The 24,117-nt window shown below is 43.3% G+C and carries 24 protein-coding genes and 1 tRNA gene; 11 read left to right on the top strand and 14 right to left on the bottom strand.

Features of this window, described 5'->3' with window-relative positions; all coding sequences use genetic code 11:
* Positions 1–77 precede the first annotated feature (77 nt).
* Positions 78–395 carry a Bor/Iss family lipoprotein gene (locus tag D0T87_RS16535; protein WP_163176235.1) on the top strand — a complete coding sequence of 106 codons (318 nt, stop codon included), beginning with the start codon at positions 78–80 and terminating at the stop codon, positions 393–395.
* Positions 396–449: 54 nt separating this feature from the next.
* Here D0T87_RS16535 and D0T87_RS16530 read toward each other — a convergent pair whose 3' ends face one another.
* Positions 450–1,004: a hypothetical protein gene (locus tag D0T87_RS16530; RefSeq protein WP_163176234.1), complete on the bottom strand. Its 555-nt coding sequence runs from the start codon at positions 1,002–1,004 to the stop codon at positions 450–452.
* 784 nt (positions 1,005–1,788) lie between these two features.
* Positions 1,789–1,862 (bottom strand) — tRNA-Ala (locus D0T87_RS16525).
* Positions 1,863–1,981: 119 nt separating this feature from the next.
* On the opposite strand from D0T87_RS16525, the gene D0T87_RS16520 reads away from it, so the two are divergent.
* Genes D0T87_RS16520 through pulA form a run of 3 tightly spaced genes read left to right on the top strand, consistent with a single transcriptional unit; the run spans position 1,982 to position 4,875 of the window.
* Positions 1,982–2,284 carry a DUF4286 family protein gene (locus tag D0T87_RS16520; RefSeq protein ID WP_163176233.1) on the top strand — a complete coding sequence of 101 codons (303 nt, stop codon included), beginning with the start codon at positions 1,982–1,984 and terminating at the stop codon, positions 2,282–2,284.
* Positions 2,281–2,847 carry a crossover junction endodeoxyribonuclease RuvC gene (gene ruvC, locus D0T87_RS16515; protein WP_163176232.1) on the top strand — a complete coding sequence of 189 codons (567 nt, stop codon included), beginning with the start codon at positions 2,281–2,283 and terminating at the stop codon, positions 2,845–2,847. The genes D0T87_RS16520 and ruvC overlap by 4 nt, the downstream gene beginning before the upstream one ends.
* A 33-nt stretch (positions 2,848–2,880) precedes the next feature.
* Positions 2,881–4,875 carry a type I pullulanase gene (gene pulA, locus D0T87_RS16510; protein WP_163176231.1) on the top strand — a complete coding sequence of 665 codons (1,995 nt, stop codon included), beginning with the start codon at positions 2,881–2,883 and terminating at the stop codon, positions 4,873–4,875.
* A gap of 96 nt (positions 4,876–4,971) precedes the next feature.
* Here pulA and D0T87_RS16505 read toward each other — a convergent pair whose 3' ends face one another.
* A complete protein-coding gene (locus tag D0T87_RS16505; protein ID WP_163176230.1) occupies positions 4,972–5,580 on the bottom strand; it encodes an OmpH family outer membrane protein in 609 nt (202 codons plus the stop codon).
* Between the two features lie 28 nt (positions 5,581–5,608).
* The gene (locus D0T87_RS16500; RefSeq protein ID WP_163176229.1) at positions 5,609–5,842 is read right to left on the bottom strand and encodes a hypothetical protein; all 234 of its coding nucleotides are present in this window, start codon (positions 5,840–5,842) and stop codon (positions 5,609–5,611) included.
* A 59-nt stretch (positions 5,843–5,901) separates the two neighbouring features.
* Between D0T87_RS16500 and D0T87_RS16495 the strand changes: the two genes are divergently transcribed.
* Positions 5,902–7,359 carry an aminoacyl-histidine dipeptidase gene (locus D0T87_RS16495; RefSeq protein ID WP_163176228.1) on the top strand — a complete coding sequence of 486 codons (1,458 nt, stop codon included), beginning with the start codon at positions 5,902–5,904 and terminating at the stop codon, positions 7,357–7,359.
* 144 nt (positions 7,360–7,503) lie between these two features.
* Positions 7,504–8,529: an endonuclease/exonuclease/phosphatase family protein gene (locus D0T87_RS16490; RefSeq protein WP_163176227.1), complete on the top strand. Its 1,026-nt coding sequence runs from the start codon at positions 7,504–7,506 to the stop codon at positions 8,527–8,529.
* Here D0T87_RS16490 and D0T87_RS16485 read toward each other — a convergent pair.
* The 6 genes from D0T87_RS16485 to D0T87_RS16460 form a co-directional block, all read right to left on the bottom strand.
* Entirely contained in the window at positions 8,515–9,309 is a 795-nt protein-coding gene (locus D0T87_RS16485) for a hypothetical protein (protein WP_163176226.1), read from the bottom strand. The genes D0T87_RS16490 and D0T87_RS16485 overlap by 15 nt on opposite strands.
* 12 nt (positions 9,310–9,321) lie before the next feature.
* Positions 9,322–11,265 carry a DNA polymerase III subunit gamma/tau gene (locus tag D0T87_RS16480; RefSeq protein ID WP_163176225.1) on the bottom strand — a complete coding sequence of 648 codons (1,944 nt, stop codon included), beginning with the start codon at positions 11,263–11,265 and terminating at the stop codon, positions 9,322–9,324.
* A 285-nt stretch (positions 11,266–11,550) separates the two neighbouring features.
* On the bottom strand, positions 11,551–13,020 hold the full coding sequence (locus D0T87_RS16475; RefSeq protein WP_163176224.1) for a TlpA disulfide reductase family protein: 1,470 nt from the start codon (positions 13,018–13,020) through the stop codon (positions 11,551–11,553).
* 72 nt (positions 13,021–13,092) lie between these two features.
* Positions 13,093–14,175: a hypothetical protein gene (locus D0T87_RS16470; RefSeq protein WP_163176223.1), complete on the bottom strand. Its 1,083-nt coding sequence runs from the start codon at positions 14,173–14,175 to the stop codon at positions 13,093–13,095.
* 30 nt (positions 14,176–14,205) lie between these two features.
* Positions 14,206–14,652: a hypothetical protein gene (locus D0T87_RS16465; RefSeq protein WP_163176222.1), complete on the bottom strand. Its 447-nt coding sequence runs from the start codon at positions 14,650–14,652 to the stop codon at positions 14,206–14,208.
* Between the two features lie 2 nt (positions 14,653–14,654).
* Positions 14,655–15,200, bottom strand: a complete 546-nt coding sequence (locus D0T87_RS16460; protein ID WP_163176221.1) for an RNA polymerase sigma factor — start codon at positions 15,198–15,200, stop codon at positions 14,655–14,657.
* Between the two features lie 239 nt (positions 15,201–15,439).
* Here D0T87_RS16460 and D0T87_RS16455 point away from each other — a divergent pair, with 239 nt between their 5' ends.
* Positions 15,440–16,279, top strand: coding sequence for a helix-turn-helix transcriptional regulator (locus tag D0T87_RS16455; RefSeq protein WP_163176220.1), 840 nt, complete (start codon positions 15,440–15,442; stop codon positions 16,277–16,279).
* Between the two features lie 4 nt (positions 16,280–16,283).
* Here D0T87_RS16455 and D0T87_RS16450 read toward each other — a convergent pair whose 3' ends face one another.
* The 3 genes from D0T87_RS16450 to D0T87_RS16440 form a co-directional block, all read right to left on the bottom strand.
* Positions 16,284–16,583, bottom strand: coding sequence for a hypothetical protein (locus tag D0T87_RS16450; RefSeq protein ID WP_163176219.1), 300 nt, complete (start codon positions 16,581–16,583; stop codon positions 16,284–16,286).
* Positions 16,580–18,427 (bottom strand): ATP-dependent zinc metalloprotease FtsH, encoded by a 1,848-nt coding sequence (ftsH, locus tag D0T87_RS16445; RefSeq protein ID WP_163176218.1) that lies wholly within the window; start codon positions 18,425–18,427, stop codon positions 16,580–16,582. Before ftsH ends, D0T87_RS16450 begins: the two co-directional genes overlap by 4 nt.
* A 111-nt stretch (positions 18,428–18,538) precedes the next feature.
* Positions 18,539–18,736 carry a hypothetical protein gene (locus D0T87_RS16440; protein ID WP_163176217.1) on the bottom strand — a complete coding sequence of 66 codons (198 nt, stop codon included), beginning with the start codon at positions 18,734–18,736 and terminating at the stop codon, positions 18,539–18,541.
* 128 nt (positions 18,737–18,864) lie between these two features.
* On the opposite strand from D0T87_RS16440, the gene D0T87_RS16435 reads away from it, so the two are divergent.
* Genes D0T87_RS16435 through D0T87_RS16425 form a run of 3 tightly spaced genes read left to right on the top strand, consistent with a single transcriptional unit; the run spans position 18,865 to position 20,236 of the window.
* Positions 18,865–19,161: a septum formation initiator family protein gene (locus tag D0T87_RS16435; protein WP_163176216.1), complete on the top strand. Its 297-nt coding sequence runs from the start codon at positions 18,865–18,867 to the stop codon at positions 19,159–19,161.
* Positions 19,161–19,499 (top strand): hypothetical protein, encoded by a 339-nt coding sequence (locus tag D0T87_RS16430; protein WP_163176215.1) that lies wholly within the window; start codon positions 19,161–19,163, stop codon positions 19,497–19,499. Before D0T87_RS16435 ends, D0T87_RS16430 begins: the two co-directional genes overlap by 1 nt.
* Positions 19,499–20,236 carry a bifunctional 2-polyprenyl-6-hydroxyphenol methylase/3-demethylubiquinol 3-O-methyltransferase UbiG gene (locus D0T87_RS16425; RefSeq protein WP_163176214.1) on the top strand — a complete coding sequence of 246 codons (738 nt, stop codon included), beginning with the start codon at positions 19,499–19,501 and terminating at the stop codon, positions 20,234–20,236. The genes D0T87_RS16430 and D0T87_RS16425 overlap by 1 nt, the downstream gene beginning before the upstream one ends.
* 7 nt (positions 20,237–20,243) lie before the next feature.
* On the opposite strand, the gene D0T87_RS16420 is transcribed toward D0T87_RS16425, so the two are convergent.
* Positions 20,244–21,932: a glycoside hydrolase family 43 protein gene (locus D0T87_RS16420; RefSeq protein ID WP_239063722.1), complete on the bottom strand. Its 1,689-nt coding sequence runs from the start codon at positions 21,930–21,932 to the stop codon at positions 20,244–20,246.
* A 210-nt stretch (positions 21,933–22,142) separates the two neighbouring features.
* Here D0T87_RS16420 and D0T87_RS16415 point away from each other — a divergent pair, with 210 nt between their 5' ends.
* Positions 22,143–23,858: a DUF5597 domain-containing protein gene (locus D0T87_RS16415; RefSeq protein WP_163176213.1), complete on the top strand. Its 1,716-nt coding sequence runs from the start codon at positions 22,143–22,145 to the stop codon at positions 23,856–23,858.
* Positions 23,859–24,117 lie beyond the last annotated feature (259 nt).

Genomic DNA, 24,117 nt, shown 5'->3' with positions numbered 1-24,117 from the left:
ATATTTCTCATTGAATATTGCTGAGTTTTTGAAGAATCTTCTTATTTTCGTGCGATATAAATTTAAAACTCACGATTATGAAGAAAATTTTATTTTTTGCTGCTTTGGCATTTATGATGAGTTCATGCTATACATCGAGTGTATATCATGGAACTGTAACTAAAACTACTCCTCAGGTAGAAGTAGCAATAGTGCGAAATCCAATAATGTTGTGGGGTTTGCTTCCTCTGAAGAATGCAGATCAGAAAGCATCTGATAATATAGGAGATAAGAAGAACTATACGACAAAAAATACCTGGACTTTTACGGATGGTCTACTGAATTGTGTGACAATGGGTATTTACTCTCCTACATCAACTAAGTATTATCTTCCTTTGGATGAAATGTCGAAATAGTCTATAATAAATAAAGCCGGCGAAAGCCGGCTTTATTATTGTATTTGTTGCTAATTATTTGATGGAGAAATCAAATACACCATTAAATGGATTTTCTTCATTTTGAGGTTTTCCTACATAAAAGAAGCAATATTCTCCTTTCTCCAATTTCTTTTTAGGATGTATGTTATATGTATTGTCGTCAACCTTATCAATAGCAATAGGTATAATATCTTTTTCGTCTACTCCGGTTTTTACCCCACTTAATCCGTATTTTCCGCTACGGAGATTCCGGCTGCCTTTCTTCACATGCAGTTTAACCAGCACAATTTCATCCAGGTTCTTCGAATTAGAAAAAATGTATCCGGTTTGTTTATCTTCGCCAAAGATGATAGAGAATTCTGGTTTGGCCTCTTCTATTTCAAGTTCTGCCATATCTCCTTCAATTACTTTGTTTGATTTGGCCGAACTTATCCCGAATGTTAGCGATGCTCCTACTATATTTCCGACATTATTCCCAATTATGCGCGAATAGCCCACTTTTTCATCTTTATAGAATATTCCTGTTTGTTGTGAATACGTTTTGAGGCAAATAGATAAGATTGCCATTAAGAATAAGATCTTTTTCATAAGTTGTTTTATTAAATCTCTATTTTGTTGTATAAATCTTCTTGGGCAAATGTAGAATATAAATTTCACATAATCAGTTGAAACTCCTAAATAATTATAGGAATTGCTAAATTAACCTATTTCTTAATCTGTCAAGTCACAAGTATGAGCAAAAGTAGATCAAAATGATAGCATTTGCTCTATTCTGGTTACATGCAATTTTTTTTAAAACCGTCAATAAGATGTTAAAATCAGGTCTTAGGTTTGCTTTTGCAGTGTATTATTGATGTTTGGAGGTGCCCCAGTGCAATAATTTCTACACTTGAGCCGCGTACTGCCGACAGCACGCGGCTCAAGTATCGACAGTCGAGCGCTCAAGTGTCAACAGTCAAGCGCTCAAGTATCGACAGCACGCGGCTCAAGTGTTCAGCGCGTTTCATTTTATAGATTTTCATCTTCTGGTTGGTCTGTTTTAAGCAAAATGATTGAAGTGTGTATTTGCTTTATTCGTTTTAGATCGCCTGGCTATTTGTAATTTGTTTTATTGGATTTTGGATATTTGGATAGTTTATTTCCTGAATTTGAATCTTTTTGACTTTTGCAAACAGGTCTCTTTTGCCATTTTTCCTTACCTTTCTGCCCTAAGCCCGGAATTTGCGATTACCACTTCATTCTATTATCAAAATGTCATTTCTGTCATTTTGTCTATACTTTGCGGATATATAACAAATAAGTGCCATAATCCTTTATTTCATTGAATTACAGCACTTATAGCTAATGTCTCTTATTACTTATTATACTCAGGTGGAGCATATCGGACTCGAACCGATCACCTCGACACTGCCAGTGTCGCACTCTAGCCAGATGAGCTAATGCCCCTTTTTATAGTTGCCCCTAATCATATTATGGACTACTTTCTTTTTTGACCGTGCAAATATAAAGTATAATTCTGAATTTATTGCTATTTTTGTAGAAATAATCATCTAGAAAGAAATAACATGCTGATATACAACATAACTTTTCATGCCGAAGACGACGTCCATGACCATTTCCTGATCTGGTTGAAGGAATCTTATATTCCCGAAATGGAAGCGCATGGCATATTAGGATCGCCCCGGCTCTGCCGCATATTGAGTCACCGTGATGAAGGAACAGCCTATTCCTTGCAGTGGGAGGTGGAAGATTCTGCCAGTCTGCATCGTTGGCACATGGAAAAAGGGGCACAGTTCAATGAAGAATTGGCGAAGATATTTAAAGATAAAGTCGTAGGATTTCCTACATTGATGGAAATAGTAAAGTGATTCAACCGGTAAAAGAGAAAATAATTTTAGGTATCGACCCGGGTACAACCATTATGGGCTACGGGGTGTTGCGTATAGTCGGTACAAAGCCCGAGCTGATAGCGATGGGGATTATCGACCTGCGTAAGTACGGCAACCATTACCTAAAGTTGAGGCGAATCTTTGAACGGGTAACAGGAATCATCGAAAGCTACCTGCCCGATGAAATGGCTATTGAAGCCCCCTTCTTCGGAAAGAACGTCCAGTCTATGCTTAAACTGGGACGTGCACAGGGGGTAGCTATGGCAGCGGCATTGAGCCGTGATATTCCGATTACCGAGTATGCGCCATTGAAAATTAAAATGGCCATTACAGGAAATGGGCAAGCATCTAAGGAACAGGTGGCCGATATGCTTCAGCGCATGCTGAAATTCTCCAAAGAAGAAATGCCTACCTTTATGGATGCCACCGATGGTTTGGCCGCAGCATATTGTCATTATCTGCAAATGGGTAGACCATCTGTAGAAAAAGGATATAGCGGATGGAAAGACTTCATCGCTAAAAATCCAAATAGAATTAAATAATAAAACATAAGCAAAAAACAACAAAAAGGGGAAATGAGATTCAACAATCTTGCAATTGTGGGGATCGCAGCGGTTATGACCAGCTGCTCCTCAGGAAATACATATAAGAACTATAATGACTATCCTGTGCGTTCGGACAATTTGATAGAAATGATTTATAATCCGATAGGTACTGCATTTATGTTGTGGGCACCTACGGCAGATGATGTGCGTGTAATGCTATTCGATGAAGGAGAAGAAAGTCCGCCATATAAGATAGCCCGTTTGGAACGCAATGCCGAAGGCACCTGGAAGGGGATAGTAGCCGGCGATCATATGGATAAATTCTATGCATTCAATGTGAAAGTTGGCGATAAATGGCTGGGAGAGAATCCGGGAATAAACGCCCGTGCCGTTGGTGTGAATGGTAAACGAGGGGCCATCATCAATATGTTTGCCACCGACCCACCGGGGTGGGAGAATGATAAAAGACCCGAGCTAAAATCTCCTGCGGATATGGTTATTTATGAGATGCATCATCGTGATTTCTCTATCCATCCCTCCTCGGGCATACAAAATAAAGGAAAATACCTTGCATTGACAGAATCCCGGACATTGATGCCCGATAGCTATATTTCTACAGGCATTGAGCATTTGTCCGAGTTAGGCATCACCCATGTGCACCTTCTGCCATCCTTTGATTTTGCTTCGATTGATGAGGCAACACTCTACCTGAACAATTATAACTGGGGATATGACCCACAAAACTATAATGTTCCCGAAGGATCATACTCAACTGATCCCTACAATCCTTACACCCGTATACGGGAATTTAAAAGGATGGTGCAATCTTTACATAAGGCAGGCATTCGCGTGATTCTTGATGTAGTTTACAATCATACCTTTACCACTGAAAACAGTTCCTTTGAACGCACCGTTCCGGGATATTTCTACCGCCATAATAAAGACGGATCATTTGCCGATGGTTCGGCCTGCGGAAATGAAACAGCGAGCGAGCGTTTTATGATGCGTAAATACATGATTGAATCCGTACTGTATTGGATAAATGAATATCATATTGATGGTTTCCGTTTCGATTTGATGGGAATACATGATATCGAAACAATGAATGAAATCCGTAAGGCTGTAGACCAGATCGACCCGACTATTTGCATTTATGGTGAAGGCTGGGCTGCCAAGGCTCCGCAATTCCCAGCAGATTCCCTGGCCATGAAAGGCTTGGCTAGCCGCATGCCTGGCATTGCCGTTTTCTCGGATGAGTTAAGAGACGGTTTGCGTGGACCTTTCAATGATGATAAACAAGGAGCCTTCCTGGCCGGTATCCCGGGTGGGGAAGAAAGCATCAAGTTTGGTGTTGTAGGCGCCATTCAGCATCCTCAGATTGATTATTCGAAAGTGAATTATTCGGATTCTGCCTGGGCGTTGCAGCCAACCCAGATGATTAGCTATGTATCATGCCATGATGATATGTGCCTGGTAGACCGCTTGAAAGCTTCTATTCCCGATCTGTCTACCAAATCCTTAATGCGTTTGGATTTGCTGGCGCAAACGGTGGTGTTTACATCGCAGGGAATTCCCTTTATGTTTGCCGGCGAAGAAGTGTTTCGCGATAAAAGAGGCGTGCATAATAGCTATAAAAGTTCGGATACTGTAAATGCCATAGATTGGACCAACAAGGAGAACTATCTGGAAGCATATATGTACTATAAATCGTTGATCAAACTTCGCAAGAATCACCCGGCTTTTCGGATGGGCGATGCGGAGTTGGTGCGTAAACACTTACAGTTCCTTCCGGTAGATGTTGATAATGTGGTTGCCTTTACTCTGGATGGACAAGCTGTTGGCGATTCATGGAAAACAATTCTGGTTGCATTTAGTACAAATAAACAGACTGTTACACTGAAAATACCTTCGGGCATTTTTACTGTGGTATGTACCGACGCACAGATCAATGAAGATGGTTTGGGGCGTATCCAGGGTTCTGAAGTGCTTCTTCCTCCCCAATCGGCTTTGATAATGTATAAGTAGTCAGCGTTCTAAGTAACAAAGAAATAGACATAAAAAATCCCGGTGAAGTGCCTCAAAGGTAAATTCACCGGGATTTTTTTAATAATTTTCTATGATTTATTTCTTCGTAGCAGAAGCAGCTGTGTATCTGGCATTCAGCCCGTCGATAATTTCCTGAGTAATATTGTAAATAGGATCTGCATACAACAGGTTGTCGAATCCGGTGTTGCTGATAATCATACTATACCCCTTCGTTTTGTTGTATTCCTGAAGGAATGAGTTGATTGAGTCGCGTAGAATCAGATTGTTCTTATTCTGCTCTTTCAGCAGCTCATCAGTCAGGCGGGTTTGCAATGCCTGAAGGTCTTGCTGTTTTTTGTTGATGCGAGCGTACTCCTGCTGTGCTCTTTCCGGACTAACGAAAGCGTTGGTTTCGTATTTGCGTTGGAATTCCTGAGCCTCTTTTTCCAGCGTACGTCCTTGTTCTGTCAATGTAGCACGAACGTTTTCTTCTCTCTTGATCATTTCTTCGTTCACATCGTTCCAGAAATTATATTTTAGGAGTAGCGTATCGATTTCGACAAACGCTATCTTCATGTTTGCTGTGCCTGCTTCACCTGTAGCACCAGCGGGAGCTGATTGGCCGGCATTACCTGTACATTGTGCAAACATAAATACAGCCATGATAGCTACTATTCCGTTTACGAGGTAGTTTGATCTCTTCATAATGTTATTAATATAGTTTTTAAGTTGATTAATTCAAACTGTCATTCACCGCTTGTTCCATGTCCTTGAACGTCAGGCGGCGTTTTTGTCGGGCTTCCCGGTCTTGTGATTGTACGCATCCGATGCCTCTTTCTCTCATTGCTTTACTTCCGCTGATATGTGTGTTAGGAAACTTCCCACCGCGTACGAACAGTATTTTTACTGCTAATAAAACGATGCAAATAGCAACTATTAACAAAGATGTCAGTAATGTAATAAGCATTTCTATTATTTTTGTGGATGCAAATATAGAGTTTTGTATGGATTAAAAAAAGAAATAACATGGAAAAGATTGATTTGAAGCCGGCTAGCGTTTTTCGTTATTTTGCGGAAATATGCAAAGTGCCCAGACCATCCAAGAAGGAGGAGAAAATAATTGCGTATCTGAAGGCATTCGGTGAACAGCATAAATTAGAGACTAAAGTTGATGAGGCGGGTAATGTCCTCATTAAGAAACCTGCCACTCCGGGTAAAGAGGACCTGAAAACGGTTATTCTGCAATCGCATGTGGATATGGTTTGCGAGAAGAACAGCGATGTGCAGCACGACTTCATGAAAGATCCGATCGAGATTGTGATTGATGGAGATTGGATGAAAGCAAATGGTACTACCCTGGGTGCCGATAATGGTATCGGTGTGGCTACCCAATTGGCTATTCTGGCTGCCGACGACATAGAGCATGGACCCATTGAATGTTTGTTCACGGTAGACGAAGAGACGGGACTGACCGGTGCTTTTGCCCTGAAACCCGGATTTATGAGTGGTGATATCCTGTTGAACCTGGATTCGGAAGATGAAGGCGAGATGTTCATTGGATGTGCCGGTGGCATGGATTCCGTAGCCGAGTTTACTTATAAAGAAGTGGATGTTCCTGCCGGATACTTTTTCTTCCGTGTGGGAGTGAGAGGTTTGAAGGGCGGTCATTCCGGTGGTGATATTCACTTGGGATTGGGTAATGCAAATAAGATTCTGAATCGCTTCCTGAGCCAGACGTCGAAGAAGTACGATATGTATCTTTGTGAAATCGATGGCGGTAACCTGCGCAATGCTATTCCTCGTGAGGCGTATGCGGTGTGTGCCGTGCCGTTCGATGCTAAAGAATCTATTCGTGTCGACTTGAATATTTTCACTGCCGATATGGAGAATGAGTTGGGTAAGATCGAACCGGAGATGAAGCTTACGCTGGAATCTGAAACTGCCCGTCCGAAAGCAATTGACCAGGATACGACTGCCCGTTTGTTGAAAACTCTCTATGCCATTCCTCATGGCGTGTATGCGATGAGCCTTGATATTCCGGGGTTGGTGGAGACATCGAATAACCTGGCGTCTGTTAAGATGAAAGAGGGGAACGTGATTAAGATTGAAACAAGCCAGCGGAGTTCTATACTTTCTTCTCGCGATGATATGGCGGCTACGGTTCGTGCGGCTATGGAATTGGGTGGTGCGAAGGTGTCTTTCGGTAACGGTTATCCGGGCTGGAAGCCGAATCCGAACTCTGAGATATTGAAGGTGGCTGAGGCTTCTTATAAGAAATTGTTTGGCGTAGATCCCCAGGTGAAGGCTATTCATGCGGGATTGGAATGCGGATTGTTTCTGGATAAGTATCCTTCGTTGGATATGATTTCTTTTGGACCTACTATGCAGGGAGTACACTCGCCGGATGAAAGAATGTTGATTCCTACTGTAGATAAGTTCTGGAAGCATTTATTGGATATTTTGGCGAATATTCCAACGCGGTGAACGGTGAGCGGTGAGGCACCGCGCTAGGTTTAGAAATACAACCGTAGGGGCGGTTCGCGAACCGCCCAATACACAGGAGACCATTTTCGGGCGGTTCGCGAACCGCCCCTACAGTATTATAACGACAAAACTAGACAAATATTGATGGTTCGTATTATTTTCTTTTTGACCTTTCTATGCTCTTCCTATGCCTATTCCCAGGAAAAGGAAAACTTCCGTGTCATGTTTTGGAACGTAGAAAACCTATTCGATACTCAAAGGGACTCCTTGAAGCAAGACGAGGAGTTTACTCCCGCATCCATGCGTGGTTGGAACTTCTCGCGTTATAAAAAGAAGATGACTAATGTTGCCCGGGTGATTACGGCTGTGGGCGAATGGGAACCTCCTGCTCTGGTCGGTTTATGCGAGGTTGAGAATGATAATGTTTTGCGTTATCTCACCCGTTATTCAGCTTTGAAATCCCACGAATACCAATATGTAATGACCGAATCTGCCGATCAGCGCGGGATTGATGTGGCGCTTCTATATCAGAGGGATAGGTTTAAATTGCTGGATTATAATAGTATACGTCCCGATCTTGGACCAGGTGAGCGCCCTACAAGAGATATACTTCATGTTACCGGATTGGTTCCGACAGGCGATACGCTAGATGTTATGATTGCCCACTTGCCGTCTCGTTCGGGGGGAGAGCGGGAGAGTGAACATAAACGTTTGTTAGTTGCTCAGGTGTTGAGGAATGCATTCGATTCTTTGGTTCTGGTTCGCCGGGAGGCTCGGGTACTGATTATGGGAGATTTTAATGATTACCCTGAGAATAGATCTATTAGCGAGGTACTAAGAGTGAAGTTGCCTGATGTCGGACAGAATGATGAGGCTACGTTGTATCACTTACTTGCGGGTGAGGCAGAGAACGCTTACGGCTCCTACAAATATCAGGGCGAGTGGGGTTTATTGGATCACCTGATCGTTTCCGGTTTATTATTAGATTCGGGAGCGTGTTTTTCTACAACTGAAGATCATGCCGGGGTAGTTCGTCTGCCTTTTTTATTGGTTGAAGACGAGAAGTTTGGTGGACAGCAGCCTTTCCGTACATACAACGGTATGCGATATCTGGGTGGATATAGCGATCACCTTCCCGTGCGGGTCGATTTTGAATTAATCTTTGATTAAATACTCGTTCCAGGTTTGGTTTGCCTGGGCTGCCATGCGTTCATAGTCCCAGTCGGGGAGTTCGCTTTCCAGATGGGATAGGGCACTTTGAGCACTTTCCGGTGACACCGCTACCTTTATATATAGCATCTCATTATCGGTTGCATCAAAAAGAAATTTGGTTTCGTGTGCGTTCTCTTTTAGTATTGCCTTTGCCGGGCGCGAGAACTGAACGACGAAGTGCGTGGAAGGCGTCTCTCCTGTCAGTGTAGAGTCATTGATCAGTGTTAGTTGTTTGTCGATGACAACTTGTACACTGTCTGTTGGCGGGAAGAAGTAGCGTTGAAATGCCGTATGTTTTGTAGCCGTCAGTTCTACGGCAACGTCGGCCTCGTGCATGAAAATGGAATAATATCCGGGTTTTACGACTTCGTAGTGATGGGTGAATTTGGTTTCGTGTTCGTTCTTTGTCGATGGGAAGAAGCGTATATCGTTTTCGTGGTTGATGACGAGCGTTTCTTTGTCTTCGCCAGTGTAGGAGAGTATGAAACCGGTGATGATGGAGTCGTTATAATTATACCCCACGCCTGTTGATGTTCCCCGGGTTTGTGGACCGATTTGTAGCGTCCCAAATGGTACGTTGGCTCCCAGAAATACATGATCTTCGCCTTTGGTCTTGGCGTACAGGTCTATTGGGGGGACAGTGGAGTCGGCCTGCTTGTTCGATATGAGCGAACAAGATGCAACGGTGGTTACTAAAAGTATCCCTGCAATTATCCGTTTCCATTGTCTGTTTTTCATAATTTTATTCATTTACCAAAGCTCCAACCCAAAAACTTCTTTGAGTTGCAGCAACGCTTCGTTCTTTTGTGCCATAGCCTGAAAGCGTTCTACCTTTCCGATAGGCATTTTCTTTTCCGTAGCCTCACTGATACGTACTGTCATGTTTACCTGGCGGTTGCGGAGTTGCTTCCTCAGGTGAGCTATGATGTTCGGCCTTAAGGGCATGAATTCTTTGACTACGTATTCGTTATCCAGCACCACTTCGAAGGTAACTTTGTCTGTCAGCTTTACGCGCATGTTTTGCATACGCATAGCCATAGCCGTGTGTTCCTGTGGAAGTAATGCTGCAAACTCCTGCCAGTAGAAATTCAGTTCACTTTCGTCGAATGGGAAGTCTCTTTCCTGTACAGGCGCTTGTTGCTGTTGTGGCATTCCGTTCGAGGCTCCTCCCGGATTCAGGCGGGCTTGCTCATATGCCATGATTTTCCGTGCCGATGTTGAAATCGCTTCCGGAGTAACCCGGGGAATTACTCTACTGGTTGTACCGGCGTTGGTTAGGGTGGCGATAAAATCGGGCAGGTGTTGAGGCTTTGGCTCTTCCTTCTTAGCGCTTTCCGGAGTTTCTCCCTGATTGTTGGAAGAATTTCCATTCATAGTACCTGCCTTAGGAGCAGGTGGTATAACCGGGGCTTGGCGGACAGCTGCTGCCGTTCCGTTAGCCACTGGGTTTGTTCCTTGCGCTTGTTGCGCAACATGTGTCGCTACCATCTGAGTATCCGCATGGGAACTTGGGCGCGGCGCCTCGCCGCCTGTTGCGGGGGGCGTAAATATGGGTTTTATAATCTGTGTAGGGCGACGCCCATGGCCTGCTTCATCGCCCTCGATGGTGATCTGTGCTACCTGTATCAGGGTGAGTTCGACCAGCAATCGTTTGTTCTTGCTGTTGCGATAGTTCATATCGCAGTCGTTGCACAGTTTCATCGCGCGATACAGGAATTGCGGCTGGCATTTCTGTGCCTGTTCCTGATAGCGTTGGCGGATGCTTGCGCCTACTTCGAGCAATGCCAACGTGGCGGTATCGCGAGCTACAAGCAGGTCGCGGAAGTGCGACGATAGTCCGGTAATGAAGTGGCTGCCATCGAACCCGTGGTTCAATACATCGTTGAACAGCAGGAGCGCTTCGGATACGTTGTTCTGAAGGAAGTTGTCCGTCAGGCGGAAATAATATTCGTAATCCAACACGTTGAGGTTCTCGATCACGCTTTGGTAGGTGATATTTCCCTGCGTGAAACTCACCACCTGGTCGAAGATAGATAGCGCATCGCGCATCCCTCCGTCGGCTTTCAGCGCAATCACGTTCAGGGCTTCGGGTTCGGCGTTTACGTTTTCCTTGGCGGCAACGTAGGACAGATGGCCTACGGTATCTTCAATGCTGATCCGGTTGAAGTCGTAAATCTGGCAGCGCGACAGGATGGTGGGCAGGATCTTGTGCTTCTCGGTCGTTGCCAGAATGAATATGGCGTGCTTTGGCGGCTCTTCCAGTGTTTTGAGGAAGGCGTTGAAGGCCGATGCCGAGAGCATGTGTACCTCGTCGATGATATATACTTTGTACTTTCCGATCTGTGGCGGGATGCGTACTTGTTCCACAAGCTGGCGGATATCGTCGACCGAGTTGTTCGACGCCGCATCGAGTTCGTGAATGTTATACGAACGCTGCTCGTTGAATGCCACGCACGATTCGCACTGGTTGCAGGCTTCTCCTTCGGCAGTGAGGTTCATGCAGTTGATCGTCTTGGCGAAAATACGCGCACAGGTGGTTTTACCTACGCCTCGCGGACCACAAAAGAGGTAGGCATGGGCCAGCTTCTGCGTCGCAATAGCGTTTTTAAGTGTGGTGGTCAGTGCCCGCTGTCCCACAACCGACTCGAAGGTCGACGGACGGTACTTGCGGGCGGATACAATATAGTTTTCCATACGTTGCAATGGGAATTCAATTTCTCACAAAAGTAGGGATTATTTTTCAGGTTTCATACTTTTTGTAGGGGTCAATCTACTTAAAATTCTCGTCATCGCAATGGGAGAATCTTACGTTACTACCCTAAGGGAATTACCATACCAACCTAGTTCTCGTTGGGTAGTATGATAAGCGTGCTACCATACCACCCTACGACTCTTACCATACTACCCTACGCATGTTACCATACTACCCAAAGCGGGCTAGGGTAGTACCCTGCGACTGCCAGGGTAGTATGATAATTTTCATTTCAGGCACGACTCAATCTTTTCAATTACCGCTTCCAGATTCGAGATTCCGGGCGCAGGATTACGTAAACCTCCCGTTTTGTCGATAATCATATAAGACGGGAAGCCTGACAAATTATATGCTGCCCTGAACAGTTTGGAAGCATTATCTCCCAAGAAATAATTCTCGCCGGCGATGTGGTATTTATCTACTGTCTTTTTCCATTGATTCATGTTGGATTCCAGACATAAATTGATGAAAACAACATCTTCTGTTTTGAAATATTTATGAACCTCCGGTGCCATTTCCATCCCTTTCAAGCACGGTCCGCACCATGTGGCCCAAACGTCAATATACAACACTTTGTTTTTGTGCTTTTCGATGAGATAGGGCAACAGGTCAATCTTTTGAAGCTCCTCAGGATTGTTGTTGTTCAGATAAATAATTCCATCCAGTTCCTTTTCTGTTTTTACGACCTGCTGTACTTTATTTCCTTTGATTTGTTCGACATGTGCTACCAGTTTGTCATAAAATAAGGCATCCGAGAAATACGTGTTGACTCCCGACAGCGAGTCGTGTAACTCCGGTTTTTCCTTTGTCAGATTCTTTAATAGGCTGAACAGCATAACATCTCTGACTCTGCCCTCGGGAGTGGCTTCGACCAATTTGTCTTTTGTCGTTTGTACCATCAGAGCCAACTGCCCTTTTTGCATCAACTCTGGTATTTCTTTATTCTTCTGGATAAGCGCCCCTATGCATGCCATGAGGTGATATTGGAAATACATGGTTTGGAAATTATGTTCATTGAATACATCGAATACCGGGTGGGTAAATATTGCCCACCTGTCCGGATCTCCCTGATAATCCATAATATAGTTTGCCAGAATGAATTTATGGTCAACGAATGCCCACTCTTTCATGAAATCGCTCAGGTGGTTTCTTCTGTCGTAAGATTGTATGGAATCTTGAATGATACTTAGAGTCTGCTCTATACTTTTTATATAGTTATCGGGCGATGCCTGATTATCAAACTTCAGTGGAATCTTGTTGTAAATATGGTTGGTCCAAAGAAATAGTTCTTTGTTTGTTGTTGCTCCGGCACCGGAAAATGTGACAGCATGGTTAAATTCTGTTTTTACTTTTGATGCATCGATGGTTACAAATACAGAGTCGCCCGGGCTAACAAATAAATTGATAAATTGGTTGGCATAACGAATGGTTATGTTCTGACCGAATATATATTCATGTTCGGCATGAAAATATCCGGCAGACTCTTTTAGATTTTGAGCTGATTGATGTTCATCGCTCAACGGGTCGCAATAATTGATGATTAATACGTTTTTATCATCCGTGAAGTTCTCAACCACCCCGGCGATAACTGTTCTTTTCGCCACAGAGTGGTTGGAATTGGGTGAGCCGGAAGTTAATAGAAGTAACATTCCGAGACTCACCATGAGTCTGAATTTGAGATTTACTTTTTTTATCATATCTGTTAGACGCACAGTTAACTTGCTGGTTACATCAATATCTGGTAAAAGTAGTAAAATCTCTTTTATTAATTACTCCCTCTTCCTAAGAAAAGACAATCTGCCGAAACAATAAACCGCCAGCAGTATAATCAATCCGGTTACCAGGAACGCCCATACGTTGCATGTTCTTGATTGAGCTTGCAGCATGTAGTCGTGTGCAAGAAAACGATAAGCATCTACTTTCCAAACTACAGCATTATTATCTCTCAATTCCGTATTTGCATTTATCACTTTCCCCGGCATCTCCAGGCTGAAGCAAAGATTGTGCTCAAACAGTGCAAGCAATTTACTTTTTTGTTCTGCAATTTCACTGATTCGTTCTTTGTTTTTCGACTGGAAATCGGAGAAGAACGTAGTTTTGAAATACTTATCGAACACAGAGTATATAACGCCATCGTTGGTGATGTCATCCTTTATCTTTGAATCCATCGAGTTGAAAATGCTGTCGCGTGCACTGGCCAACCGGGCATGATACGTGTTCTCCCCGTTACGCTTAAGCTCATCCATCAATGCGGTACATGCTATTTCGTACTGACAATGTTGAAGCCATTTCTCGAACTTGATGGAAAGCCCGTCCAACGTACTGTACATCTCATAGCCGTTTCTGCCTTCGAATACGGTCATATCACTTTGGAAAAGGATATGCTGTTCCTTATCCGTCAGGTATGAACTCAGGGGAATAGGTAAACGATCTGCAATAGTGGGATATACAGCCTGGTATGTGTAATACGTATAAAACCACCGGAAATTCTTTTTGAGTTCCTCGCGAGGTAGTATCAATCGGTCGAGATTTTCTTTGGGACGTACTTCTTCCCTGAATGCCTCAAGGGAAGAGAACTTTCTTGCAGCTTTGACATTAAATTTCATCTTGTCGTCAAGGAAATCTACGCTAACGGTAGAGTCGTAGGGAGTGATTTTCCACGTATCGTCCAGTTGGAAAAGAAACGGACTCTTGTTACTGTAATCGGCCATGAAAGCAGAATCGCCAAGTGTAGAGATTTCCCGCTCCATTGTTCCGTCGCGGTTAATTCGGGTACTTATTTTATGATATGTATTGCATGAGGTCATACATATCAATAACAGACATATCGGAATAAATTTGTTTGTTTTCATAATGTTAATGAATTCGTTGAAAATAAGAGGCTAATAATCCGTATGAAGCAGAAAGTCAATTCTTATTTGCATACGTTTCGCCCGGGTTTCTCTTTTATTTTTAATCCATGGAAGTAAAAGTTCGTATTTGTCGGCCGGAGCCACATCCTTTTGTATAAAGTCGGGTAGAGGAGAGGTTGCTTCGGATGCTTTGATACCGGAAGTTGCCTGTACTCCATATGTTGAACCGGATTTTATGTCATACTGATTTACCGGATAAAACATAGTTTCGTTCAGCAGGAAACAAAGTAGGAATGTAGCTGCTATGGCCGCTATCCAACCTGAAACGAGTAACCGTTTTCTGCTTGACCGGCTTTGCGAGAGCTTATCAATACGCCCCATCACATCGGCCGTTAACGCTTCGGGGTCCCTTAGAACCGGTGGGTTGTCCTTTATCATAGATATGATTTCCCTATATTTTTGATCTTCGCCTTTCATAACTATATGTTTAATATTTGAATCCTTTCGCGAATGTATTTCCGCGCCAGGTAAAGATTGCTTTTTATCTGTGCCGCCGAGAGTCCGGTAACGGTTTCAACCTCTGCTGTTTCCAGTTCCTCGAGGTCGCGAAGGGTGAAAACCAATCGCTGGGCAGGTGTAAGCTCTGCGGTCAATGCAATAATCAGTTCCCTTAGTTCGCGATTGATAAGATGCTTCTCAATGTCCTCACCCGAAAGCAACGGCACGGTCGAAATATCTATTGCATCGGCCGGGAATTGCACGGCTCTTAGTTTGTCGTAGCAAGTATTCGCTGTTATCTTATATATCCAGGTCGAAAACCGGAACTTAGCATCGTACCTGCCAATGGAAAGCCAAACCTTTATGAACGTTTCCTGCACCATATCCCGCGCCTCGTCTTCATTGCAGAGCAAACGGAACGCCAGCCGGTAGACCAGCGGTTGAAACTCCGCCACCAATAGAGCGAATGCTTTCGTATCGCCTTTAGCGCACTTATTGATGAGGTTTTGTATTTGGCCTTGTTCCATAAACGATTTGCTCTTTATATATGATACGCGAAAACAGAAAAGAAGTCGAATGGTTTTTACTGTTTTTTTATGGGGACTGGTTGTTTATTCTCTACAAAGATATCATAACTTTAGATTTTGCCCTCTTTCCGTAGCTAATTCTTACAGGCTATTGCAGGTTTCTCCGAAATTGATTTCTTTTGCAGAGATTCGTTTTCCCGGAACAATAAGAATGGCTTGCTATGGATAAAACTAATAAAATGAATTTAGAACTGCCGGACGATTTTATGATTAGGAATTTCGTCCTGGCCGAGGCTATGGAGACTTACGAGAAACAGTCCTTTGGCGAGCAATTCATGTTCGAGGGATTCGTGTTCGGGGTATGTCTGAAAGGGAATGCCCGGCTTAGAATTAACTACCGCGAGTACAGTCTCTCTGAGAATGAAATGATTACCATTCTTCCAAATCAGATGTTTACCATGCTTTCGCGGTCGTCGGACTTCATTATTGAAACCCTGTTCCTGTCGGCCGATTATGTGTTGCGTTTGCCTATACCGAAGAATCTGAATCTGATTAAACGATTAAGCGAACACCCCCGGCAGCAGATTCAACCCGAAGATGTTCGCGATATCCTGGAGATTCATTCGCTCATAGCCAAATATCATCAACATACCGAAAATACGTACCGTGAGCGGATAACGGGTTCTTTTATTTATGCCTTACTCATGGAGATCGGGCATTTATATGACAATTCTTCTGCCGGATTGTCCAGCCATCTTTCCCGTCAGGAAGTGTTGACTGAGCAATTCTTCGAACTATTGATACAAAATTACCTTAAAGAGCGCAGCGTTGCTTTTTATGCCGAAAAACTCTGCCTGACTCCGAAGTATCTTTCGATGGCGGTAAAGAAAGTGACCGGGCATCCTATCATCGAATGGATCAATGAAGCGGTGATTATAGAAGCCAAACGACAATTGAGGATAACCGATCAGACGGTATTGCAAATATCCGAATACCTTAACTTCCCGAACCCTTCTTTCTTTGGCCGGTTCTTTAAACAGTATGCCAGCATGACACCACTGGAATACCGGAACAGTTAACCTGTCAGGAATCGACCAACATAGCTTGCAGTACCGGATTGCTCCGGATTTTATCGGTCAGTTCTACACTTATGTTTATTTTCCCAAGCAGGCTTTTCTCTTGTTCGGAGAAATGATCGTAATATACGGCTTTCACCCGTCTGCCTAATAGCCACAGACATATGTAATTGATGTCGTCCACTTTAACAAGTTCTTTCCCAATGGCCTTGATCAGTTTCTGGTCAACTTCGAACAGGAAGGCGTATTTTACGTCCTCCCTGATCTGTGCAATGTGGATATCATCCAGAAAAACAGCTATTCTCATGCATTCAGTATCTCCATAAATTCATCTCCCGTAATGGTTTCTTTTTTAAGGAGATAATTGGTTAGTTCATGAATCTTATCCAGATTCTCGCGTATAATAAGTGATGCCTTTTCATGCCCACCTTTTATCATGCCGAGTACCTCACGGTCTATGATAGCCGATGTTTCCGTAGAACAAGCCAGTGTACTGTCGCCACCCAGATACGCATTGTTTACTGTTTCCAGCGCCATCATGTCGAACTCTTCACTCATGCCATAACGTGTAATCATTGCTCTTGCCAACTTCGTAGCCTGTTCAATATCATTCGATGCTCCGGTAGTTACCGTATTGCAGATAATCTCTTCGGCAGCGCGTCCTCCGGTTAGCGTAGCAATCCGGCAGAGAAGTTCCTCCTTACTCATCAGGTTTTGCTCGCCCGAATCTACCTGCATGGTGTAACCCAATGCTCCCGAAGTCCGCGGAATAATAGTGATTTTGTGTACCGGAGCCGAGTTGGTTTGCTTAGCAGCAACAATGGCGTGGCCTATTTCGTGGTAAGCAATGATCTTCTTCTCCTTGTCCGAAATCACTTTCCCCTTTTTCTGTGCTCCGGCGATTACGACCTCTACGCACTCTTCAAGATCAGAAGTAGATATTTCCTTTTTACCCATCCGCACGGCCCTCAACGCAGCTTCGTTTACAATATTTGCCAGTTCTGCACCCGAAGTTCCGGCGGTGGCACGGCTTACGATATCCAGATTAACATCCTCGTGTTTCACCTTTTTAAGATGGACATCCAGTATGGCTTTACGTCCCTCCAGGTCGGGGAGTTCCATTTGTATCCGGCGGTCAAAGCGTCCCGGACGTAACAACGCCTTGTCCAAACTTTCCGGACGGTTGGTTGCTGCAAGGATTACTACACCCTTGCGACCATCGAACCCATCCATTTCGGTCAGGAGTTGATTCAGCGTTTGCTCCCTTTCATCATTACCCCCACCAAAAGCATTATCACGTTTCTTGCCGATAGCATCTATTTCATCAATAAAGATAATGCAAGGAGCCTTTTCGCCGGCCTGCTTAAATAGATCGCGTACTTTGGCAGCTCCCATACCCACAAACATCTGTACGAACTCGGAACCGGATATAGAGAAAAACGGAACTTTAGCTTCGCCTGCTACGGCACGGGCAATCAGGGTCTTTCCTGTTCCCGGAGGGCCTACAAGCAATGCACCTTTGGGCAGACTGGCACCAATCTCGGTGTATTTCTTCGGGTTGTGAAGGAAATCAACAATTTCCGAAAGCGCTTCTTTCGCCTCTTCTTGTCCGGCTACATCGGCGAAAGAGGTTTTAATCTCCGACTCTGCATAAATCTTAGCTCCACTTTGTCCAAACGACATGACATTCGAACCGCCTCCCATTCGTCCCTGGATAGACTTGTTAATTTGTCGCCAGAAGAGGTAGAATATCAATCCCGGAAGTACCCACATCAATAGGAAGTTGAGTATAGGGGAGTTCTCTCTTGGAATGGTTTGGGTAAAGGCTATTTTACCATCCTCGTTCGGACTATCGGCTTCCAGCAGGCGGTTTACCAGTTCGGGGTCGTTTATGGTTCCGGTCTGGTAAGTGAGGTCTTTCTCATTGTCATCCTGAGCAGAGAAATAGATTCGACTTTCATCTATCCGAACTTGTTTTACTTTTCCATTTTCTACAAAACTGATGAATGTTCCGTAGTCCGTGTCGACAATTTGTTGTTGCAACAGGCGGGGAAAGATGATACTATTCAGTAGAATAATAATAAGCATCCCGATCAGGAATCCCAGGTATGGATTGCCTTTGTACTGCCGGTTTTGTTCTTCTTTTTTCATGACTTAATTCCGTTTTATATTATTATTTGCTTTCTATGTTGCAAATATCCGGGAATTAAGCCGGGCCGTTGTGACTGCCAACGGACTGAATATGTCCTAAACTTCTTTTTTTTAACGTCTTGAATGGTTATCCTTATTCTTTCTATGTTCAATATATCCGATAATAAGCAGTGTTATACCTATCCCCATAGTTAACCCCCGTAAGAATTCAACAGGACCTATAGGCAGGTGATCAGGCAGATATTTTAAGACGACACCTACAGCTATGAGAATTATTCCGTAAGACGTTTTCTTGTTATACTTTTCCATATCAATTATGTTTTTATTCTACTCAATAAGTTACGGAAAAGATTAAAAAATCACATAGCAGAAGAATATTTTTCAATTTCCCATATTTTTGGTTAGCTTTGCAATAATTAATTCAAGTTGAGGCAGATATGGATAAGTTGTTAAATGTATGGGACTTCATCGGTAAGCACAAATACCTGATTACGGTAATTGTTTTCGGAGTAATTATAGGTTTTCTGGACGAGAACAGTGTCGTTCGTCGTATGCAATATACCCAGGAAATCAATACATTAAACAAAGAAATTGAGAAATACCGGACGCAGTATGAAGAAAGTACGGCACGCCTGAACGAATTGGTGACTAACCCGGAGGCGATAGAACAGATTGCCCGTGAAAAGTACCGGATGAAGAAACCTAACGAGGATATTTACGTATTTGAAAATTAATGAATAAAATTATACCCGCATTATATACCGTTGGTGGTATAATGGCTTTGTTGGGGGCGGCTGTATTCATAACAGGTTGGCCTCCTGCTCCTTATATCTATACCATTGGTGCCTGCATGTTTGCCATAGCTCAAATAAACTCTCCATATCACGGTACAAACAAAAATATCAAGCGGCTGCGGCGCCAGCAAATACTTGGTGCGTTGTTTCTTGTTGTTGCCGGAGCATTAATGTTCTTTATGCACAATAATGAGTGGGTAGCTGCTTTGAGTATTGGTTCGTTTATTCAACTGTATACAGCTTTTCGTATTCCACAGGAAGAGAAAAGAGAACAATAATGAAGGAGAATAAATACGACGATAGTCGCTTCTTTGCACAATATAGCCGGATGTCCCGTTCCGTTCAGGGCTTGCAAGGGGCAGGAGAGTGGCATATCCTTCGTACCATGTTACCCGATTTTACAGGAAAACGAGTATTGGATCTTGGATGTGGCTTTGGCTGGCATTGCCGTTATGCGGTAGAGCATGGTGCAACTAAAGTCGTAGGTGTTGATCTGTCCGCCAATATGCTCAACAAAGCAAGAGAAATCAATAATCTACCAGAGATCGAGTATTTACAACTATCGGTAGAAGACTATGACTACCCTTCCGAAGTTTTCGATATCGTTATCAGTTCACTAACTTTTCACTATATAGCCGATTTTGATCGGATTTGTAAGAAAGTAAACCAGAGCTTAACTCCGGGAGGTGCTTTTATTTTTTCGGTGGAACATCCCGTTTTTACCGCTTACGGCAATCAGGATTGGTGTTACGATGCTGATGGCAATAAACTCCATTGGCCGGTAGATCGCTATTTTATAGAAGGAGAGCGGAAAGCCGTTTTTCTGGGCGAAGAAATGGTAAAGTACCATAAAACACTGACCACCTATATCAATGGCTTGTTAATGAATGGCTTTGAAATTAAAGAATTTATCGAACCTCAACCCACCGATGAGGCTATAAAAACAATCACCGGCATGGAAGACGAACTTCGCAGGCCGATGATGTTAATCGTTTCTGCTTTAAAGAAAGCATAGCCGTCCGTTACTTTGCAGCGTACATGCCAATCACTACCCCGGTGAATCCCCCGGCTTTGTTTGTACTTAATATTGTTGCATCTACACCCGTATCGACAGGTAACCATTCATCGTTTCCATTTTTATAGTAGAAACTGTACAATCCGGCTTTTCCTATAATCTGTAGTTGAAGCGGATTCTTTTTTGCATTTCCGTTTAGTAGGAATACGGTTTCCTGCTGTGCTCCGCCGGCGGTGCGTACAACGATAAGGCAATCTTTACTGTCGCGTATGGTTTTGGCAAATACGATGTTGAAATTTTCATTCTGGTAACAAACAAGTCCGGCCATTTCATTTGCCTTCTTTGGAGTGAAAGATAAGCTGGTTTTTACGGTGAAGTCCGTATGCTGTTGACGATATCCGATGAATGCAGGATTTCCCAAACTATATATGTTCATCGTGTCAGGAGTGATGTGTAATCCGTCTTTTGCCAGTTTCCACCATTCTTGTTGAGGCGTACGGATGAATAACCATCTCATACTCAGTTTATCGGATTTAAAATCGTCTTTCCAGATGAAATTGCCGGTGAATGGTTCGGGAGTGACACCTTCAGCGTTGGGTTTCCAGTTATTTGGGGCTACCGTCGTTGGTATTTCTTTTCCTCTTTCCAGAATGATGGGAATGTCTTTTTCCCAGGTTACAGGTAATAGAAAAGTTTCCCGCCCCGTATTATACATATCGCCCGAATAGGGGCGGCAAGCCAGAAATACAGCATACCAATTGCCTGATGAAGTTTGGATCAAGTCGGCATGTCCCGTGCTACTTACTTTTTCCAGACGGTTTTCGGGTAAATCCCGTTGGGTAAGTATGGGGTTAATCATGGCAGGAGTATAAGGTCCTTTTACATGATCGGCCATGAAGATGACTTCCGAATGATCTCTGCCTGTACCACCTTCGGCCGCCATGAGGTAATATTTACCATTGATCTTGTAGAGATGCGGACCTTCTATCCAAATAGGCTTCTGGCTCTTGTCTACACCACCATCTATCAGTACTTGTGGTGTTCCAACGGTTTGATCGGTTTCCGAATCATAATCATGAATCCAGATTGCCCGGTGTCCATCATATTCAGGTTTTCCGTCGGGGGTATCATTATGTACGATATATGCTTTACCATCGTCATCAAAGAATAGGGAAGGGTCGATACCTCCTACTTTAGGAAGTTGAACCGGATTGCTCCAACCCTTCAATGGGTCCTGTGTTTTAACAACAAAGTTTCCGATATGGTCAACGGCGGTAGATATAACATAAAAAGTCTCGTTAGCTTCGTTATAGGTAATGGCAGGAGCATAGATTCCTCCACTAAGGCGGATACCATGAGGTAGATTGAACTGCGATGGACGGTCGAGTACGTTGCCTATTTGTTGCCAGTTGACCAGGTCGCGGCTATGCAATAAAGGGATACCCGGGAAATAGGAGAATGTAGAATGCACCATATAATAATCCTCTCCTTTGCGGCAAATGCTGGGGTCGGGATAGAAACCACTAATAATGGGGTTAAGGAATTCTTTTTCCGGATCTATATCTTTTTCATACCGTAGGTCCTGTCCCTGATACTCGAACTGATGGAAGATTGCTTCTACAGTCGGGCTACTACAACTGCTTCCAACTATAAGTAAAATAAAAAGGGCTAGATAAATACGCTGCATCGTCTTCATAATCATTCTTCAATTTCAAAACTAAAACTTTCCGGTAAAGATAGATTTCTAAGATAGAAAAGGAGTATATAGACGTTACAGGAACTTTTGTTGAGGTTACATTTTCCGGATTTATCCTTGCTATGTAACATCGGGAATAGATATTGTTACATTTCAACTTAATGCCGATAGAAATCTTTTGTATGTTTGCATACATAAAATCCAATACATATGAAACGAATACATTTCACTTTATTTCTTCTTGTTATTATTTCAATTTCCATTTGTGGACAGAATAAGCCTCCGTATTTAACCAAACAGGGCACCGCTACACAACTTATTGTAAACAATGACCCCTTTCTGATTTTAGGTGGCGAACTGGGAAACTCATCCGCATCATCTGCCGAAGATATTGAACGCATATTCCCCAAATTGCAACAGATGGAATTGAACACCGTATTGGTTCCGGCTTATTGGGATTTGATTGAACCGGTAGAAGGGCAGTATGATTTCTCTCTGATTGATAAGGTGGTTAGTCAAGCCCGTTCCAATAACCTGAAAGTCGTGTTTTTATGGTTTGGCGCATGGAAAAACTCCATGAGTTGTTATGCTCCTTTGTGGTTTAAGAAAGATAATAAGAAATATCTCCGGGCATATACAAAGGCCGGGAAGCCGTTAGAGATAGCAAGCTCATTCTCGGATCATGTATGCCAGGCAGATAACCGGGCATTTGCCGAGTTGATGAAACACATTGCTGTTATTGACAGTCAGGAGCATACTGTTATAATGATACAGATAGAAAATGAGATCGGTATGCTGGAAGATGCCCGTGATTATTCGCGGGAAGCCACAGCATTATTTAATGCTCCTGTACCCGAGAAACTGATCGACTATTTAAATAAGAATAAAAAGGCTCTTCATCCCTGGATACTCGAAAAGTGGGAGAGTCAGGGATTTAAAACAAAAGGAAACTGGCAGGAAGTATTTGGAGATGATTTATATACGGATGAGATATTTATGGCCTGGTCGTATGCCGGGTATGTTGAGAAACTAGCTCAAACTGCCCGTTCTATCCATAATGTACCGTTGTTTGTAAATGCTGCAATGAACAGCCGGGGGCGTAAACCGGGAGAATACCCATCGGCCGGACCATTGGCACATTTAATTGATGTGTGGCATTGTGGTGCGCCCAATATTGATATACTTGCTCCCGACTTGTATGATAAAGGTTTTGTAGATTGGGTGGCACAATATAAGTTGCCCAATAATCCGCTGTTTATTCCCGAAATCAGGTTGTCAGATAATAACGGTGTTCAGGCTTTCTATGTTTTTGGCGAGCATGATGCGATAGGTTATTGTCCGTTTTCGATTGAGAATGGTTCCGATTCTCCGCAAGCACCAACTGTACAGGCGTATAGCAAATTGAAGGAGTTGATGCCGCTATTAACTAAGTATCAGGGTAGGGGTGTCATGAATGGTTTGCATTTTGATCGTGAGAATAAAGAGCGAATTCTGACGTATGACGATCTTAAAATAACTTGCAGGCATTATTTTACTTTACCCTGGGATTCACGAGCAACAGATGGAAGCGAATGGCCCGAAAGTGGTGGTATCATTCTGAAACTGGCAAAGGATGAATATCTGATTGCCGGTAGCGGTATTGTAATTGAATTCCAAAAAGGTGGAGAAAGTGAACTAATTACAGCTAAGGATTTGGGTGAAGATGGGTTCGTAAATGTAGGTGGAAAGGTTCAGAAACAAGATAGTAGTTGGAAAGGAACTACCAGAGCAGGCATTGGAACTGTAGATGAGGTGAAGGTGAACAAAGATGGCACATTTACCTATATCCGTCGCTTAAATGGCGATCAGACGCATCAAGGGCGGCATGTACGTATCCCCGTAGATGAGTTTAGCGTTTTACATGTAAGATTATACGAATATCGGTAGCGTATTCTGTGATCAATGACACTGCATAGAACTCCCCTCCTGCCTAGAGGCTGTGTAAAAACTCTTATTCGTCATTGCGAACCGTAGGTGAAGCAATCCAGCTTATATGTCTTGTGAACTGGATTGCTTCACCTACGGTTCGCAATGACGCAAGCAATTTACCCTTCAAAGAACCTCCTCAGACTACACCTTTCCTTTTCTTCCGGCGTTATCCACCCTTGGCTATCGTAATAGTCATATAATGTATTTACCTTATCTA

Origin of the sequence: Bacteroides sp. 51 (assembly GCF_010500965.1) — a bacterium.
Taxonomy (GTDB): Bacteria; Bacteroidota; Bacteroidia; order Bacteroidales; family Bacteroidaceae; genus Bacteroides.
This window is presented reverse-complemented; position numbering and strand designations above follow the sequence as displayed.

Excerpts from the sequence above, each read along its gene's own strand:
- D0T87_RS16535 (WP_163176235.1), top strand. The coding sequence starts at position 78 with ATGAAGAAAATTTTATTTTTTGCTGCTTTGGCATTTATGATGAGTTCA.
- D0T87_RS16530 (WP_163176234.1), bottom strand. The coding sequence starts at position 1,004 with ATGAAAAAGATCTTATTCTTAATGGCAATCTTATCTATTTGCCTCAAA.
- D0T87_RS16520 (WP_163176233.1), top strand. The coding sequence starts at position 1,982 with ATGCTGATATACAACATAACTTTTCATGCCGAAGACGACGTCCATGAC.
- pulA (WP_163176231.1), top strand. The coding sequence starts at position 2,881 with ATGAGATTCAACAATCTTGCAATTGTGGGGATCGCAGCGGTTATGACC.
- D0T87_RS16505 (WP_163176230.1), bottom strand. The coding sequence starts at position 5,580 with ATGAAGAGATCAAACTACCTCGTAAACGGAATAGTAGCTATCATGGCT.
- D0T87_RS16500 (WP_163176229.1), bottom strand. The coding sequence starts at position 5,842 with ATGCTTATTACATTACTGACATCTTTGTTAATAGTTGCTATTTGCATC.
- D0T87_RS16495 (WP_163176228.1), top strand. The coding sequence starts at position 5,902 with ATGGAAAAGATTGATTTGAAGCCGGCTAGCGTTTTTCGTTATTTTGCG.
- D0T87_RS16490 (WP_163176227.1), top strand. The coding sequence starts at position 7,504 with ATGGTTCGTATTATTTTCTTTTTGACCTTTCTATGCTCTTCCTATGCC.
- D0T87_RS16485 (WP_163176226.1), bottom strand. The coding sequence starts at position 9,309 with ATGAAAAACAGACAATGGAAACGGATAATTGCAGGGATACTTTTAGTA.
- D0T87_RS16480 (WP_163176225.1), bottom strand. The coding sequence starts at position 11,265 with ATGGAAAACTATATTGTATCCGCCCGCAAGTACCGTCCGTCGACCTTC.
- D0T87_RS16475 (WP_163176224.1), bottom strand. The coding sequence starts at position 13,020 with ATGATAAAAAAAGTAAATCTCAAATTCAGACTCATGGTGAGTCTCGGA.
- D0T87_RS16470 (WP_163176223.1), bottom strand. The coding sequence starts at position 14,175 with ATGAAAACAAACAAATTTATTCCGATATGTCTGTTATTGATATGTATG.
- D0T87_RS16465 (WP_163176222.1), bottom strand. The coding sequence starts at position 14,652 with ATGAAAGGCGAAGATCAAAAATATAGGGAAATCATATCTATGATAAAG.
- D0T87_RS16460 (WP_163176221.1), bottom strand. The coding sequence starts at position 15,200 with ATGGAACAAGGCCAAATACAAAACCTCATCAATAAGTGCGCTAAAGGC.
- D0T87_RS16455 (WP_163176220.1), top strand. The coding sequence starts at position 15,440 with ATGAATTTAGAACTGCCGGACGATTTTATGATTAGGAATTTCGTCCTG.
- D0T87_RS16450 (WP_163176219.1), bottom strand. The coding sequence starts at position 16,583 with ATGAGAATAGCTGTTTTTCTGGATGATATCCACATTGCACAGATCAGG.
- ftsH (WP_163176218.1), bottom strand. The coding sequence starts at position 18,427 with ATGAAAAAAGAAGAACAAAACCGGCAGTACAAAGGCAATCCATACCTG.
- D0T87_RS16440 (WP_163176217.1), bottom strand. The coding sequence starts at position 18,736 with ATGGAAAAGTATAACAAGAAAACGTCTTACGGAATAATTCTCATAGCT.
- D0T87_RS16435 (WP_163176216.1), top strand. The coding sequence starts at position 18,865 with ATGGATAAGTTGTTAAATGTATGGGACTTCATCGGTAAGCACAAATAC.
- D0T87_RS16430 (WP_163176215.1), top strand. The coding sequence starts at position 19,161 with ATGAATAAAATTATACCCGCATTATATACCGTTGGTGGTATAATGGCT.
- D0T87_RS16425 (WP_163176214.1), top strand. The coding sequence starts at position 19,499 with ATGAAGGAGAATAAATACGACGATAGTCGCTTCTTTGCACAATATAGC.
- D0T87_RS16420 (WP_239063722.1), bottom strand. The coding sequence starts at position 21,932 with ATGAAGACGATGCAGCGTATTTATCTAGCCCTTTTTATTTTACTTATA.
- D0T87_RS16415 (WP_163176213.1), top strand. The coding sequence starts at position 22,143 with ATGAAACGAATACATTTCACTTTATTTCTTCTTGTTATTATTTCAATT.